Origin of the sequence: Mycobacterium persicum, from assembly GCF_002086915.1 — a bacterium.
Taxonomy (GTDB): domain Bacteria; phylum Actinomycetota; class Actinomycetes; order Mycobacteriales; family Mycobacteriaceae; genus Mycobacterium; species Mycobacterium persicum.
Genome location: NZ_MWQA01000001.1, coordinates 2418969 through 2434571, shown reverse-complemented (window position 1 = coordinate 2434571; position 15603 = coordinate 2418969). Strand labels below are relative to the sequence as shown.

Genomic DNA, 15603 nt, shown 5'->3' with positions numbered 1-15603 from the left:
GCCGGCGGCGCCGGTACCACCGTGGCCGCGGGCGGGGCTGGCGGCTCCGGAGGCAACGCGACCCTCGCCGCCAGCGGTGTCGGCAGCTCCGCCAACGGTACCGCCACCGGCGGGACCGGCGGGGCCGGCGGCACCGTCGGTGCCAACGGCGGGCGCGGAGGCATCGCCATCATCAGCGCCAACGGAGGCGGCACCATCACTGGTACGGCCATCGGCGGCGTCGGGGGTGCGGGCACCACCGGTGGCCGCGGCGGTGCCGGCGGTGGCGGCTACCTCGTTGCCAACGGTGCAGGCAGCTCCGCCAGTGGCACCGCCATCGGCGGAGTCGGGGGCGCGGGCACCACCGGTGGCCGCGGCGGCTACGGAGGCGGCACCCGAATCGGTGCTTATAGCGGCGGCACCGCCACTGGCACGGTCACCGGCGGCTTCGGGGGTGCGGGCACCGCCAACGGCCGCGGTGGCGGCGGCGGCGTCGCCATCGTCGCCGCTTACGGCGCGGGCGGCTACGCCAGCGGCATCGCCATCGGCGGCGCCGGGGGCGCGGGCACCACCAACGGCTACGGCGGCAACGGAAGCTACGCCGGGATCAGAGGTAATAGCGGCGGCACCGTCACTGGCGGCACGGCCACCGGCGGTGACGGGGGCGCAGGCACCAACGGCCGCGGCGGCTACGGAGGCAGGGCCACCCTCTTCGCTAGCGACGCCGGCAGCTCCGTCACTACTGGCTCGGCGACCGGCGGGGTCGGCGGGGCCGGCAGCGGCGGCGGCATCGGCGGCGCCGGAAACATCGCCCAAATCAACGCCCTCGGGGGCGGCACCGTCATCAGCAGCGCCACCAACGGCGGGGACGGCGGTAACGGCATCACCGACGGCATCGGCGGTACCGGTGGGCAATCCGCCTTCACCGCAAACACCGGCGGCGCCATCACCACCAGCACCGGCACCGGCGGCGACGGCGGTAGCGGCACCGGCGCAGGCAACGCCGGCGGCAACGGCGGAGCCGCCGACCTCACAGTTCCGCCTCCCGCCCTCGTGACGGGAGCGGTCATTACCGGTACGCCCGGCGCGAATGTGCCGTGAGAGTTCGCCGCTGATCGAAACGCCAACCGCGGCCGGTCGAAAGACACGGCCGCGGTTGCCGTCATACGGTGTGCGACTGCCCGGTCGAGGCATCAGGCTGCGGCGGCATCCGCGCGGCTGCGCGCACCGGCCCACCTGGAGCGACTGGGCGTCCACATCGCCTAGCCAGTCCGTTCATCCCATGCTCGGTACGCGAAACCGGCGCTTACCTCACACGACCGTCAGCCCGGCGGGTTTCCTCTCCGGGTCGCGCCAGAAGGCGTCGTGGATGAAGCGGTTGAACAGATCCGGCGGTAGCAACGTGTCGCGCGGTTCGGCCGTGACCGTGGGGCGCACGGTGTGTAGTCCCGGTGTCCCGGCGCGCTCGTCGAACTCGGTGACGTCGTACTCGACGTGGCTGAAGTCGTGGTCGAACACCGGCTCACCGAGAAACGAGTAGACGGCCTGCATCGCCTTGGCCGGGTCGGTGCTCAGGGTTTCGTACTGCAGCAACAAAAGTCGCTCCCGTTGCGCGCCATAGCAGGCTTGCTTGAGAGCATCGTAGGGACCGCCCACCATGCCATCGGGCGCCACCACCTGTTGGGCGCGGCTATAGACGGTGCCGCCGGCGCTGTAGTTGAAGATCGACGACGGGCTAAAGACGTTGCGTTGAATCAACCGCTCGATGCTGTCCACCACCCACTGCAGATCACGCACGCAGGCAATCACTTTCGCCTCGGGAAACAGCCGGGCAATCGCGGGCATCCACGCACACCAGCCGCGGTTGGTGTCAAAGATCACCTGGGCGGTGGAGTCCGCATAGAAATCGTCGAATAACCCGCGCAGGATGCGCTCGCGCTTGGCGTCGTCGATGAACACCGAAAACTCATTGCGCCCGCTCATTTCGTCGAGCAGGGCGCCGAACAGGCCGGCCAGCGGCCCCGACATTCCCGCCTGGAACCGCGGGTTTTGTCGCAGTAGTGCGGCCAGCAACGTCGAACCCGAACGCGGCAGACCCGAGATGAAATGAATGGCTACCACGGCACACCCCCGACCTACCTTCCGCACCATGAAATGCTCTGCGGACGTCACCCCGTGTGGTGGCGCCATGTTAGTCGATCACACATTCAATCGAGCGAATACTCGGCAAAAAACGCCATAAACAGCGCAAACGCCATCCGAGACCGAGAGCCCCCTGTCAGGATTGAACTGACGACCGCTCGCTTACAAGGCGAGTGCTCTACCACTGAGCTAAGGAGGCCTGGTTAACCGGTGCCAGCCTAACGGGTCAATGCTCGCTGTCGATGACGCGTTGCGAGCGCACCGGCCGCGACGCCGAGCGGGGCCGGCGGCCCGGCAGCGGAATGCGCTCGGCGATGTTGCTGAGCGGGTTGACCACCATGGTGAGCGCGATGACGGCGTCCTGCAGGGTGGCGATCGCGGGCTCGAGCGCCTCCATCCCGGGTGCCAGCCGGGCCAGGGTGTCGGCCACGTCGGCGAGTTGTTCGAGCGGTCCGTTCCTCGACGTCAGCTTGTCGATCAGGCCGCCCTCGGCGAGCAGCCGATCAGCCAACCCGTCCTCGGAAAGCACCCGTTCGACCAGGCCGTCTTCGGCCAGTATCTGGTCGGCCAGCCCGCCCGGTTGCAGCGCGCGCTGCATCGCACCTCCCTCGGCGGTCAACCGATCGAGCAATCCGCCGGGCGCGGTCAGCAGGTCGACCACCCCACCCGGGCGCAGCATTCGGTCCATCGGCCCGTCGGGTGCGATCGCGCGTCCCAGCGGCGCGTCTTCGTCCAGGAGCTTGGCCAGCCGGTTGGCGCGCACGATCGCCTCTTCGATCCCCAACACGCTGGCCATGGCGTGGGATCCGGCATCGCCACCGGTCTCACCGAGTGCCTGCTTGGCCAGCCCGACCGCTGCGCCGGCCAGGTTGAGGCTGGTTTCGGCGGCGGCGAGGCTGGCACGGGCGGGCGCAGTCGCGATGGCGACGAGGGTGTTGCCGAGATTCATCCTGCGAGTCTATTCGCGACGCGGCCAAATAATTGCGCACGGGTTCAAGCCGATCAGCCGATTCCTGGCAGACTATTATCAGTCGACTGCCAACGAGCTCTCAGGAAGTACTCAATGAACGTGAAGCTAGTACTCAACTACGTGCTGCAGGAATGGTTGTCATGACCGCAGTGAACCCGGGCGAAGCCAGCACACCGGAAGCTCGCATCCTCGTCGTCGACGACGAGGCCAACATTGTCGAGTTGCTTTCGGTGAGCCTGAAGTTCCAGGGATTCGAGGTCCATACGGCCAGCAACGGAGCACAGGCGTTGGACCGGGCCAGGGAAGCCCGCCCGGACGCGGTGATCCTCGATGTGATGATGCCCGGCATGGACGGCTTCGGGGTGCTGCGCCGACTGCGGGCCGACGGCATCGATGCCCCGGCGTTGTTCTTGACCGCCCGAGACTCCCTGCAGGACAAGATCGCCGGCCTGACTCTGGGCGGCGACGACTATGTGACCAAGCCGTTCAGCTTGGAGGAGGTCGTCGCCCGGCTGCGGGTCATTCTGCGCCGCGCCGGCAAGGGCAGCGCCGAACCGCGCAATTCCCGCCTGACGTTCGCCGATATCGAGCTCGACGAGGAAACACATGAGGTGTGGAAGGCCGGCCAGCCGGTGTCGCTGTCGCCCACCGAGTTCACCTTGCTGCGTTACTTCGTGATCAACGCCGGCACGGTGTTGAGCAAGCCGAAGATCCTGGACCACGTGTGGCGCTACGACTTCGGCGGCGACGTCAACGTTGTCGAATCCTACGTCTCCTACCTGCGCCGCAAGATCGACACCGGCGAGAAGCGGCTGCTGCACACCCTGCGCGGGGTGGGCTATGTACTGCGGGAGCCACGATGAGCGCGCTTCGTGTGGTGCCTGGCCCGGCTAGGTAGCGAGTATGGCCACGTACCGTCGACGCGGAATACCGCTACGGGTAAGCCTGGTCGCGGCCACCCTGGTTCTGGTGCTGTGCGGTCTGTTGGCTTCCGGCGTGGCGGTCACCTCGATCCTTCGGCACAGCCTGATCAGTCGGATCGACTCGACGCTGCTGGACGCCTCGCGTACCTGGGCGCAGTCCCCGTGGAAGCATTCGATGTCCCACGGGGAAGGGCCCGATCCCGCCCGGCCGCCGTCGAAGTTCTACGTGCGCGGCATCAGTCCCGACGGCCATACCGTTACCGCCATCAACGACCGCAATGCCGAGCCGGCGTTGCCGCCCGGCAACGACGTGGGTCCGGATCCGACGACCCTGCCCTCGGTGAACGGCTCGGACATCGAATGGCGCGCGGTCTCGGTGCACGGCGCCCATGGCGGCCTGACCACAGTGGCCATCGATCTGTCCGACGTCCAGCACACGGTTTCATGGCTGGTTTGGTTGCAGATCGGCATCGGCGCTGCCGTACTGGTTGTCGTCGGTATCGCCGGCTACGCGGTGGTGCGCCGTAGCCTGCGGCCGCTGGGCGAGGTGGAACAGACCGCAGCGGCGATCGCCGCCGGGCAGCTGGACCGCCGTGTCCCCGAGCGCGATCCCCGAACCGAGGTGGGCCGACTTTCGTCGGCGCTCAACGGGATGCTGTCGCAAATCCAGCAGGCGGTGGCGGACTCCGAATCGTCTGCCGAGAAGGCGCGCGATTCCGAGGATCGGATGCGCCGCTTCATCACCGACGCCAGCCACGAACTACGCACGCCGCTGACCACGATTCGCGGCTTCGCGGAGCTGTACCGCCAGGGTGCTGCCCGCGACGTCTCCATGTTGCTGTCTCGGATCGAGAGCGAAGCCAGCAGGATGGGCATGCTGGTGGATGATCTGCTGATGTTGGCCCGCCTGGACGTCCAGCGGCCGCTGGAACAGCACCAGGTGGACTTGCTGGCGTTGGCAAGCGACGCGGTGCATGACGCGCAGGCGATCGACCCCGAGCGCACGATCACCCTGGAATTCCTGGAAGGCCCCGGCACTCCCGAGGTGCTCGGCGACGACGCCCGGCTGCGCCAGGTGCTGAGCAACCTCGTCGCAAATGCGTTGCAGCACACCCCGGAAAGCGCCGACATCACCGTCCGCGTCGGCACTGAGGGTGATGACGCGGTGCTTGAGGTGGCCGACAAGGGACCGGGCATGAGCCAGGAAGACGCGTCGCGGGTTTTCGAGCGCTTCTACCGCACCGACTCGTCGCGGGCCCGAGCCAGCGGCGGTACCGGCCTGGGCCTGTCGATCGTCGACTCCTTGGTCAGGGCTCACGGCGGTGCTGTCAGTGTGACGACCGCGCCGGGCGATGGGTGCTGTTTTCGCGTCACCCTGCCGCGGGTCAGCGAGGTTGCGGCTCAGGTCAGTTGAGCCAGTGCGGCCTTGATTTTGGCCTGCGCCTCGTCAAGCGACTCCGGCGACGGGTTGCGGTCGACATTGGCAAATCCGAAGTCATGCAGGCTGCGGGTCGGGAACACGTGGATGTGCAGATGCGGAACCTCAAGCCCGGCGATGATCACACCGGCCCGTTCGGTGTGGAACGCCGTGCAGACCGCCTTGCCGATCAGCTGGCTGACCTGCATGACGCGGGCGAACACCGCGGTGTCCACGTCCTGCCACTGGTCGATTTCGGCGCGGGGCACCACCAGCGTGTGGCCTTGGGTCATCGGTTCGATCGTCAGGAACGCGACGACGTCGTCGTCCTCGTAGACGAAACGGCCTGGTAGCTCGCGGTTGATGATCCTGGTGAAGATCGACGCCATGGATCCAGCATAGGTGGGCGCATCGGCGGCCCGCCGTCACCCGAAGAGGTTGGGCGCGAACCCGAAAAGTCCACGCTGCACCGAGCCCAGCAGATCCGCGGCGGTAGGCAAGCCGACCAGTGACCCGTGTGAGAAGTACGGCCCGGCGTTAGGTGTCACAGACGAATAGCCGTCATTGACAATCGGCTGCAGAACCGAGTTGAGGTTGTCGACGATTGGTTGTGGGACACCGATCTCCTTCAGCGGCAACAACATTGGCAGTGTAGACGAGGGGATCAGGTACGTGGTGATGGTGCCGCCCAAGGAGGTGGTGGCGCTGGACACCTGCACTGCGTCCGACATTAAGGCAAGTGATGCCGTGTTGTGGAAGTAGGCCGCCCCGAACAGCGAATTCACCGCTGCCGGCAGATTCCAGGGCCGGTCCGGCGGATTACCCCAGAAATCGTACTGGCCGTACACCACGCTGACGTCGTACTGGGTGTTCGGTAGTCCCTGCACCGTGTAGTCGATCAACGGCACGGTCATCCCGTTCGGTAGGTAGATGTTCGCCAGGCCCTGCTCGGGGCTGGAGAACATGGCGAACTGCAGAGCATGAGGCGGCGGAGCGCTCGGGTTGGTTGCCAGGTAAGCCAATTCGCGGTTGACGACGATGGTTCCCTGCGACAGCCCGGCAATGTGCACCGGTGAGCCGTTACCGTTGGCAACCGCGTTCATGATTTGGTCATTGAGCGCTCGCTGTCCCATGGCGACGGCGTCGTTGGTGCCGGGAGCGGCCAGGCTACCGCTGAGGATGCCAATGCTGGCCGGGTAGTTGACAAGCTGAGCGGTGGTGCCGGGGAACCAGTTCTGCCCGATGGCGTGGTTGAGTAAGTCGTAGCCCTGCAGAATTGACACCGAACCTGGCCCCGGGACACCGCCTTGAAGGAGCACCTGCCCGAGATAGGGCAGCGTGGTGATGAAGTTCGGATAGTACAGCGGCCCGGCGCCGGGGATCGTGATCCGCGTGCCCGCCGCCGCGGTGGCAATCGGGGCAGGACCGGCTGCGCCACCCCTCGACAGGGTCTGGGCCGACGCGTTGACCGCGTTCCGCAGAGTTCGCTCGGAGTTGGCGATCTCGGTGGTCGCATACGAGTTCGCGGTTGCGGCCATGGTGCGCACCAACCGCTCGTGCAGCTGCGCCGCTTGTGCGATGACCGCCTGGCATTCCCGGCCGTGCGCGCCGAACAACGCCGCGATGCGGGTAGAGACCTCGTCGGCGGCTGCGGCCAGCAACGACGTGGTGGAGTTGGCTGCTGCCGTGTTCGCCGCGTTGACCGCCGACCCGATCTTGGCCAACTCGCCGGCAGCAGTCACCAGTGATTCAGGGGTCGCCACGACATACGACACTGCTGCCTCCTGGCGCGGGCACACGGGGCGGACGTCAACACCGTGTTCGTCCCCGACGCGATCGGTGGCTGTGAGGGTACTCGCCGCTCGCACCCTAGGCGGGGCTTTTCGCGGGCCTGGGCTTCAACGGCTTTCGGTCGGCGGCAGTTTTCCGGGCGTGCATGGTGTGGATGCGGGGTTGACCGCGATCAAGGTGTGCTCGGATCTCGAAGCGAAATCGTTAGCACAGTGTTGCCGTGTCGTCGTCCGCGATCGCCAGAATCCTCGGTAACCCAATGCACGGGAGGGGACCTTGGTGCGGTTTCCCGCGGCAATGTTGGCCGTTCCTACGGCACTGCTGGCCGCGTGCGCCATTTCTCTTGTACCCGGGGTTGTTTCGCGAACGCTCCCCGCTTCGGCGCGGGCGGCCGCCACGTTCGGCCCATTGGCGCCGCCGAATCCGTTCATGGCGCCGAACGGGTTGGCGTCCATGCACAACGACGCCGGCTCGGCCGACGCGGGACCGCTTCCGGGACCCGGCGCCCGGCCGGCGGCGATCTTGGCGTACCCGCTGGTGGCCGCGTGCCCGACCATCACCCAGGGGACCGACGGCCTGGTGCTGGCGCTGTGCACGTCCGATATCACCCAGGCGCCGGTAGTGCACCTGATCGATCCCAACGGCATTGTGCCGCGGGTCATCCCGCTGGCGAGCATGGATATCGCCAAGGGCGGGCTGCTCGGCGGCGTCTATGCCTACTTGGACAACAACGACCAGTTGGTGATGATCGACGGAACCAACCACCTGCTACGCATCGCACACGGCAAGGACGCCAAGGGCCGCTGGCAGCTAACCGTCACCGAGTCCACCGACGTGTCCAGCGTAATTCCGCCCGGCGACCAATCCGTCGGCGTCGTCCCGGATTATCTCGGCAACGTCTGGTTCGCCACCGGCACCGGCGTGGTGGGGGTGGCAAAAACAGGCGGGGGCGTCGCCAGCGTGCAATTGCCCGCCGGCGAGCAGGGAGCGAACAGCATCTCCGCGTCACCGAGCAACCGCGTCGCGGTCGCCACCACGTTCGCTCTCTACGAAGTCAACCTGGACGGTCTGGGCAACCCGCAGGTGTTGTGGCGCCAAGCCTATGACCGAGGCCCCGCCCGCAAACCCGGGCAACTCAGTTGGGGAACCGGTTCCACGCCAACCTATTTCGGCCCGACCGGCGCCGACTATCTGACCATCGTCGACAACGCCGATCCGCTGGTCCACGCGCTGGTCTACCAATCCGGAACCGGCACGCTGTTTTGCCAGCAACCGGTGCTGACCCAAGGAGGCCCGGGCAGCGAGAACTCTCCCATCGGTGTCGGGAATTCGATGTTCATCGCCAGCACCTACGGCTACCCCTACCCGGCGGTCCCGGCGGGCGCCGGCCCGGCAGTGCCGCCGACAGCGCCGTTCGTCGGCGGGATGACCAGGGTAGACGTCGAGCCCACCGGATGCCGAACCGTGTGGGACAGTCGAACTCGCAGCGCCGCATTGCCGCATCTGTCCATCGCCGACGGCCTGATCTACACCATCACCCGGATCGGATTGGACAACACCACACCACTGGACGTCTTCGCATTCGCCGTCATCGACCCTGGCAACGGGAAAGTGCTTCTGCAGCAACCGAAATCGGCTACCATCCTCAGCGACCCGATTCAAACCGCCTGCATGGTGTTGATGGGTAACAAGATCATGCAAGGCAACATCACCGGAATCGGCCGGATCGGCTGATACGCCTATTCCTCCTTGCCGAACGTCATCATGTCGAGGTTCCAGTAGCCCCGCATGTTGATGATCAGCCCCTCGTCGTTGACGCGATAGGTGAACACGCCACGGACCTCGCTGGTGAAGCCGCCCGGAAACCTGCTGCGCAACACCAGGATATGGGCGATCTCGTTGGGCGAACTCGACGGGAACGTTTCCTCGCAGGTGATCGTCAACTGATTGGCCGCGATATTGGTGTCGTAGAAAGCGGCAACGCCGTCCTTGCCGCGCACCCCGCTGCCGTCCGGATTCGTGACGGACTTGCCGATCGGGTCCTCGATCACCACGTTGTCGGCCATCAACGCGAGCCAACCCTGCCGATCGTGAGCTTGCACGCAACGCCACGACGACTGCGACGCCGTCAGCGCCGGAGAATGGGCCGTCTGGGTCATCGATCGGCGTCCGTGAACCGGATGACACCGCGAATGTTCTTCCCGTCCAACATGTCCTGGTAGCCGTCGTTGATCTGCTCCAGCCGGTACTGACGGGTGATCATGTCGTCCAGGTTCAGCTTCCCGGCCCGATACATCGACAACAGCTGCGGAATGTCGTACTGCGGGTTACCGCCGCCGAAGATGGTGCCCTGCAGGTTCTTCTGCATCAAGGTCAACATCGCCAGGTTCAGCGTCACATTGGTGTCCAGCAGGCTGCCGATCGCGGTGAGCACGCAGGTACCGCCCTTGGCGGTAATGGTCAGGTAGCTGTCGATGTCGGCGCCCTGGAGTTCGCCGACGGTGATGATCGCCTTCTTGGCCATCAGACCATAGGTGACCTCGGCGATGCCCATCAGCGCGGCATTCATGTCGGGATAGACGTGGGTGGCGCCGAATTTCAGCGCCTGGTCGCGCTTCCACTCCACCGGCTCGACGGCGAAGACGTAGCGCGCGCCGGCGGCAACCGCGCCCTGCAGCGCGGCCATCCCGACGCCGCCCAGACCGACGATGGCGACGTCGTCACCGGGCCGGACGTCGGCGGTGCGCACCGCCGACCCGTAGCCGGTGGTGACGCCGCAGCCGACCAGGCAGGCGACCTCGAACGGGATCGACGGGTCGATCTTCACCACCGAGCTGCGGTGCACCACCATGTAGGGCGAGAACGTGCCCAACAGCGTCATCGGGTAGACATTTTGCCCGCGGGCCTGAATGCGGAAGGTGCCGTCGCTTACCGCGGCGCCGGCCAGCAGCCCGGCCCCCAGATCGCAGAGATTGCGCAGCCCGGCCTGACAGGTGGGGCACTTCCCGCAGGACGGGATGAACGACAACACCACGTGATCGCCCGGGGCGATGTCGTCCACCCCCGGACCCACCTCGGTGACGATTCCGGCGCCCTCGTGTCCGCCCAGCACCGGGAACCCCGCCATCGGAATCCCGCCAGTGACCAGGTGGTTGTCGGAGCGGCACATGCCCGCCGCTTCCATCTGAATCTTGACCTCGTCCTTGACGGGGTCACCGATTTCGATCTCCTCGACCGACCACGGCTGGTTGAACTCCCAGATCAGAGCGCCTTTTGTCTTCACGGTAGACATGACCCCATTTCGCCATTGAATTGAGACTGCCCGGCCCCATCGTGCCGAGCAACGGTGGTGACGAGTACCACAGGGCACCCCCTGTGGCGCCAGCATAGCGCGCTCAACAAAACAAATGCTTGGTTGGGTCCCGGCGAGCGGCTCACCACAGCGGTACCGGAGCCTGGCCCAGCGGGTAATAGCCGGGCATTTTCTCGCCCGAGATGCCCCGTTCGATCCGGTTGCGCATGCCCTCCGACAGCTTCCCGTTCTTCATCAACTGCAAATAGAGCGCGGAGACGTGCCCGAAGTCGAAGAAATCGCGCTGCCACTCGATGAGCTTGTCGGCGTTGAGCCGAAACCAGCTGCCGCCGATGCCGTAGATCTCCTGCCGGCCGCCGTCGGCGTCGACGACCACCTGCTTCCAGAAGCCGACGATCTCCCCCTGGCGGTCGTCGACGATGACCTTCTGGTAGGGATACTGCCAATCCTGCAGCCCGTGCATCTCCAGGCCCAGCGCGATATCCCGGATCTCGTCGATCCCGATGCACATCACGTCTTCTTTGGGCCCGATGTTCCAGCCGTAGGTGGCGTCGACGGCGTAGAAGCCGGCCAGCGGCGTCCAGTCGCCCGCCTGTTCGCAGTCCTTGTTGGCCTGCAGCCAGGTCTGCACCCACTCGTCGAGTTCGGCGCGTTCGAAAGAGACCATGGTTAGTCCTCTGTCAGTCCTGTTCTTTGATGAAAATTGCTTGGGTGGGACACATTCGGACCGCCCGCTCGATTTCCGGGCGGGCCGCCTCGGGCGGCTGCGCGTCGATGATCTCGACCTTGCCCCGTTTGGGCACCCGGAAATAGTCGGGCGCCTCCAGTTCGCACATCGCGTGGCCCTGGCACAGATCCAGGTCGGCTTCGATCCGGTATCCCATCGTCAGCGCCTACGGCGGCGGTAGCGCACGCTGGCGGGCCGCGCCAACTGCACCACCATTTTGGAGTGGTCGTTGCGGTAACTCTCGGGCGGCTGCGCCATCTCGAACTCGTACTCGCGCAACAACACCGAGAAGATCGCCTTGATCTGCATGGTGGCGAACGCCGCGCCCACGCAGCGATGCCGGCCGGCGCCGAACGGAATCCACGTCCAGCGGTTGATCAGATCCTCTTGGCGTGGTTCATCGTAACGCTGCGGTACGAACGCGTCGGGATCGGGGAAGTCTTCGCGAATCCGGTTGGAGATCGCCGGCGAGGCCGCCACCAGTTCGCCTTCGTGAATCGGATAGCCCTCGACCTCGAATTCGCCCTTGGCGACCCGCATCAGAATGATCAGCGGCGGGTGTAGCCGCAGCGTCTCCTTGAGCACGTCTTCCAGATGCGGAATCTGGCGCAGCGCATGGAAACTCACCGGCTGCCCATCGGCATAGAGCTCGTCGAGCTCGGCGATCACCTCGGCGTAGGCGTCGGGGTGGCGCAGCAGTTCGATCAGCGTCCACGCCGAGGTACCCGAACTGGTGTGGTGCCCGGCGAACATCAACGAGATGAACATGCCGGTGATCTCGTCGGCGGAGAACCGCGGCTGGCCGGCCTCGTCACGGATCGACACCAGCACGTCGAGCATGTCGCGATCGCGTTTGTCGGTGGGTGGGTTGGCGATTCGTTGATGCATGATCTCCTGAACCAACGCCACCAACCCTTTTCGGGCTTCGTCGCGCCTGCGGAAGCTTTCAATCGGCAGATACGGGTCGACATAGCAGAGCGGGTCGGTGCCGCGCTCGAGCTCGTGGTAGAAGTGCGCGAACCGCGAATCGAGCTGGTTGCGGAATTTGGTGCCGATCAGGCACGAGGTGGAGGTGTAGATGGTCAGCTCGGCGAAGAAGTCCAGCAGGTCGATTTCGCCTGTTTCACCCCAGTTCTCGATCATCCGGTGCACTTCGCGCTCGATTGTCGTGGCGTGGCCCTTCATGTGCTCACCGCGCAGCGCCGAATTGTGCAGCATCTCTTTGCGGCGTTCGGGGCTGGCGTCGAACACCACCCCCTTGCCGAAGATCGGCGTCATGAACGGATACGCCTGCGCCTGGTCCAGCTCGTCGTCGGAGGACCGGAAGAAGAACTCGTTGGCCTTGGCGCCGGACAGCAAGACGACGTGTTTGTCGGCCAGTTGGAACCACCCCACGTCGCCGCACTCGTCGCGCACCCGCTGCATCAGGCCGATCGGGTCGGTACGGAACTCTTCGAGATGTCCGTGTTCGTCCTGGCCGCCGGACACTCGCGGCACGATGGCTGTGGTCATGAATCCAGCTTTCCCTCGTCGACCCTGAGCTGGTGCCGCTCTGCGGCGTTGGCCAGCGGCGCTTCGGGCTGCAGCTCCATGTTCACCACAAAGCCGCCCCGGGGTGTCTCCGCGACAAACGTGATGGCCCGGGCGATATCGGATGCCCGCAGGAAGTAGTTGTGGCGCGCCTGACCCCATTTAGCCCAGTCCTGCAGGGCCGGCCCGATCGACTCCACCGGCAGGGTCCAGCCCATCCCGGTCTTGGTCGGGCCCGGATGCACGATCGACGCGCGCACACCGGTTCCTTCGAGCTCCATCTGCAGATTGGTCACCATTGCCACCAGCCCGGCCTTCGCCGCCCCGTAGGCGCCCATGTGCGGACGCTGACGCAGCGCCACATCCGAGCCGACGAAGATCAGGTCACCGCGCTGACGGTCCAGCATGCCCGGCAGCACCGCTGTGGCCAGCCGGTTAGCCCCGATCAGGTGGATCTGGACCTGCGATTCAAAGCTTTCGGTGTCGGTTTCGTGCAGCCGTCCGAAGTAGGTGTCGCCGGCCCCGGCGACCAGAACCTCGATGTCGCCGAGTTGTTCGGCGGCCCGGTGCACGAAGTCCTTGACCGAGTCGGGATCGGTGACGTCGAGGGGCAGCACCACCGCCTCGCCCCCGTCGGCCTGGATCTTCTCGGCGATCTCCTGGCATTTGTCCACGCGCCGCGCACCTAGAGCGACCGGAAACCCGTGGGCGGCAAGCTCTATCGCGGTGGCGGCGCCGATGCCCGAGGACGCGCCGGCGACTATCGCCGGCCTGCGGTCCGGGTGTGGTTGAAAGCGGGGCATTCAGCGGACCTCCACGGCTATCGGTAGCGAAGCAAACCCGCGGACATTGCTGGAGTGGACGCGAACGGCATTGGCCTCGTCCACCTGGTATCCGCGGATCCGCGTGAACAGTTCGGTGAGCGCCACCCGGGCCTCCATCCGCGCCAGGTGGGCCCCCAGGCAGAAATGTGCGCCGCTGCCGAAACTCAGGAGCTTGGAACCGATTTCCCGCCCGATCAGGTACTGGTCGGGATTGTCGAAGACCCGCTCGTCGCGGTGAGCCGACCCGGGCAGCAGCAGCACCACGTCGCCCTCGGGAATCCTGGTGTCGTAGAGGGTGAGTTCGCCGACGACGGTGCGGGCCAGGATCTGGCTGGACGTGTCATAGCGCAGCGTCTCCTCGACCCACAGCGGCACCCGCGACAGGTCGGCGTAGACCGGGGTCAGCTGGTCGGGAAACTTGTGGCCCCAATACGCGGCATTGGCAAGGAGTTTGGTCGTCGTTTCGTTGCCGGCGATCACCATCAGGAACATGAACCCGAGGATCTCCTCGTCGGTGAGCCGGTCGCCGTCGATCTCGGCGGCAAGCAGCGCCGAGGTCAGATCGTCGGTCGGCCCGGCCCGACGTTCGGCGATCATCTGCTGGTAGTAGAGGATCAAGTTGATCGACGCCTCGATCGCCGACGCCGGCACATCGGTGATTCCGTCCTCGCGGTGCATGACGCCGTCGGCCATGGACCTGATCCGGTCGCGGTCGGCGACCGGGACGCCCATCAGTTCAGAGATCACGTCCATCGGCAGTTTGCCGGCAAATTCGGCGACATAGTCGACGGTTCCGGATGCGGCCTGATCCAGCATGCTGTCCAGATGCTGCACGGCCAGCTCGGTCACCCGTGGTTCCAGCTCTCGAATCCTGCGCGGGGTGAACCCTTTTGACACCAGCGTGCGTAACCGAAGATGCGCCGGGTCGTCCATCGCCAGGAACGACATCGTCTTGGCGGCATGCGGACCGCGGGACACCGGATCCAGTGAAACGCCGTCGCGGTTGGACAGCGTTGTGCTGTTGCGGAAACCCTGATGTACATCCCGGTGCCGCGACACCGCCCAGAAGCCGAGTTCTTCGTTGTGGTACAGCGGCGCTTCGTCACGCAGCCGCCGGTAGTAAGGGTATGGATCCTCGTGAAAGTCGTAGTCGTAGGGGTCGAGGACCACGTCGGGGTTGCCGATATGGACGCTCATGCGTCACCCGCCTTTTCGGCGCCGGTCAGAATGAGGCGCACCACGTCGGCCAGTCGGTCGGCGATCTCGTGATAGGTGAACTCGCCGCTGCCGGCTTGCACCAGCGCCCCAAAAAACGCCATCTCCAGGGCGGATACGGTGGCGGCCTCGGCGTCGGGTCCGATGGCCGACGCGATCCGGCGGTGGATCTCGGCGCCGATTCGCTCGCGCGCGGCCCGTACCGCGGGATCGGCACCACCGCCGAGCAGCGCGGCGGTGCACGCGGCACCCACCTCGGGTTCGTCGGCGACCACCAGGGCCAGGTGGCGCAGCGTCTGATCCACCCGGGCGGGCATCGGGACGTTGACGTCGGTGAAGTAGGGGACTTGCCGGACCAGGTCGAGGTAGACCTCGGCGATCAGGTGATTCTTCGACGAGAAATAGGTGTAGGCGGTGGCCGGAGCCACCTTGGCCCGGGCCGCCACCATCCGCACCGTCAGATCAGGGTAGGAGTTCTCCCGCAGGGTCTGCATGCCGGCCGACAGCACCTTGCGAAAGGTCTCTTCCTGGCGCCGGTTGCGTGCTCTGGCGCCCGCCTGTGGCACCTGGCCAGGGACCGTAACCAGTGCATCGCTGGACACCTGTCCACGCTAGCTGACAGCCGTGGCGGTGGGCAACCCCGGCGGCAACAATGCATATCAATAGGCACGTTGCTCGCTGTCAGCGGGTGGCTGGCGGCTGCCCTTGCACCATCACGATGCCTGAAGCTATGGTTCGAAAGAGCGATATCGGACAGTTGTCCATCCAAATC

15 protein-coding genes, 1 tRNA gene and 1 pseudogene are annotated in these 15603 nt (G+C 65.9%); 4 read left to right on the top strand and 13 right to left on the bottom strand.

Annotation, left to right across the window (positions count from 1 at the left end):
* Nucleotides 1-1080: pseudogene (locus tag B4U45_RS29845) on the top strand (hypothetical protein); the annotation flags it as partial.
* Nucleotides 1081-1290: 210 nt separating this feature from the next.
* On the opposite strand, the gene B4U45_RS10960 reads toward B4U45_RS29845, so the two are convergent.
* The 3 genes from B4U45_RS10960 to B4U45_RS10950 form a co-directional block, all read right to left on the bottom strand.
* Nucleotides 1291-2100 (bottom strand): sulfotransferase family protein, encoded by an 810-nt coding sequence (locus B4U45_RS10960; protein WP_116671212.1) that lies wholly within the window; start codon nt 2098-2100, stop codon nt 1291-1293.
* Between the two features lie 148 nt (nt 2101-2248).
* Nucleotides 2249-2320: transfer RNA gene (locus B4U45_RS10955), tRNA-Thr, on the bottom strand.
* A gap of 27 nt (nt 2321-2347) precedes the next feature.
* Nucleotides 2348-3070: a hypothetical protein gene (locus B4U45_RS10950; RefSeq protein ID WP_075545661.1), complete on the bottom strand. Its 723-nt coding sequence runs from the start codon at nt 3068-3070 to the stop codon at nt 2348-2350.
* A gap of 161 nt (nt 3071-3231) precedes the next feature.
* On the opposite strand from B4U45_RS10950, the gene phoP reads away from it, so the two are divergent.
* The gene (phoP, locus tag B4U45_RS10945) at nt 3232-3954 is read left to right on the top strand and encodes a two-component system response regulator PhoP (protein ID WP_075545662.1); all 723 of its coding nucleotides are present in this window, start codon (nt 3232-3234) and stop codon (nt 3952-3954) included.
* Nucleotides 3955-3994: 40 nt separating this feature from the next.
* Complete coding sequence (locus B4U45_RS10940; protein ID WP_075545663.1) at nt 3995-5428, top strand: sensor histidine kinase; 1434 nt, start codon at nt 3995-3997, stop codon at nt 5426-5428.
* Here B4U45_RS10940 and B4U45_RS10935 read toward each other — a convergent pair.
* Nucleotides 5416-5820, bottom strand: coding sequence for an HIT family protein (locus B4U45_RS10935; RefSeq protein WP_075545664.1), 405 nt, complete (start codon nt 5818-5820; stop codon nt 5416-5418). The genes B4U45_RS10940 and B4U45_RS10935 overlap by 13 nt on opposite strands.
* A 36-nt stretch (nt 5821-5856) precedes the next feature.
* Nucleotides 5857-7206 carry a PE-PPE domain-containing protein gene (locus B4U45_RS29840; RefSeq protein ID WP_075545665.1) on the bottom strand — a complete coding sequence of 450 codons (1350 nt, stop codon included), beginning with the start codon at nt 7204-7206 and terminating at the stop codon, nt 5857-5859.
* A 295-nt stretch (nt 7207-7501) separates the two neighbouring features.
* Here B4U45_RS29840 and B4U45_RS10925 point away from each other — a divergent pair, with 295 nt between their 5' ends.
* On the top strand, nt 7502-8956 hold the full coding sequence (locus B4U45_RS10925) for a hypothetical protein (protein WP_219859395.1): 1455 nt from the start codon (nt 7502-7504) through the stop codon (nt 8954-8956).
* 5 nt (nt 8957-8961) lie between these two features.
* Here B4U45_RS10925 and B4U45_RS10920 read toward each other — a convergent pair whose 3' ends face one another.
* The 8 genes from B4U45_RS10920 to B4U45_RS10885 form a co-directional block, all read right to left on the bottom strand.
* Entirely contained in the window at nt 8962-9381 is a 420-nt protein-coding gene (locus B4U45_RS10920; RefSeq protein WP_075545667.1) for a ketosteroid isomerase family protein, read from the bottom strand.
* Nucleotides 9378-10505, bottom strand: coding sequence for an NDMA-dependent alcohol dehydrogenase (locus tag B4U45_RS10915; protein WP_075545668.1), 1128 nt, complete (start codon nt 10503-10505; stop codon nt 9378-9380). Before B4U45_RS10915 ends, B4U45_RS10920 begins: the two co-directional genes overlap by 4 nt.
* Nucleotides 10506-10656: 151 nt before the next feature.
* Nucleotides 10657-11202 (bottom strand): hypothetical protein, encoded by a 546-nt coding sequence (locus B4U45_RS10910; protein WP_075545669.1) that lies wholly within the window; start codon nt 11200-11202, stop codon nt 10657-10659.
* A 13-nt stretch (nt 11203-11215) separates the two neighbouring features.
* Entirely contained in the window at nt 11216-11419 is a 204-nt protein-coding gene (locus tag B4U45_RS10905; protein WP_075545670.1) for a ferredoxin, read from the bottom strand.
* A gap of 2 nt (nt 11420-11421) precedes the next feature.
* Entirely contained in the window at nt 11422-12774 is a 1353-nt protein-coding gene (locus B4U45_RS10900; protein WP_075545671.1) for a cytochrome P450, read from the bottom strand.
* Complete coding sequence (locus tag B4U45_RS10895; RefSeq protein ID WP_122526526.1) at nt 12771-13595, bottom strand: SDR family oxidoreductase; 825 nt, start codon at nt 13593-13595, stop codon at nt 12771-12773. Before B4U45_RS10895 ends, B4U45_RS10900 begins: the two co-directional genes overlap by 4 nt.
* Nucleotides 13596-14813 (bottom strand): cytochrome P450, encoded by a 1218-nt coding sequence (locus tag B4U45_RS10890; RefSeq protein ID WP_075545673.1) that lies wholly within the window; start codon nt 14811-14813, stop codon nt 13596-13598. It lies immediately after the preceding gene.
* Nucleotides 14810-15433: a TetR/AcrR family transcriptional regulator gene (locus B4U45_RS10885; protein ID WP_075545674.1), complete on the bottom strand. Its 624-nt coding sequence runs from the start codon at nt 15431-15433 to the stop codon at nt 14810-14812. Before B4U45_RS10885 ends, B4U45_RS10890 begins: the two co-directional genes overlap by 4 nt.
* Between the last annotated feature and the right edge of the window lie 170 nt (nt 15434-15603).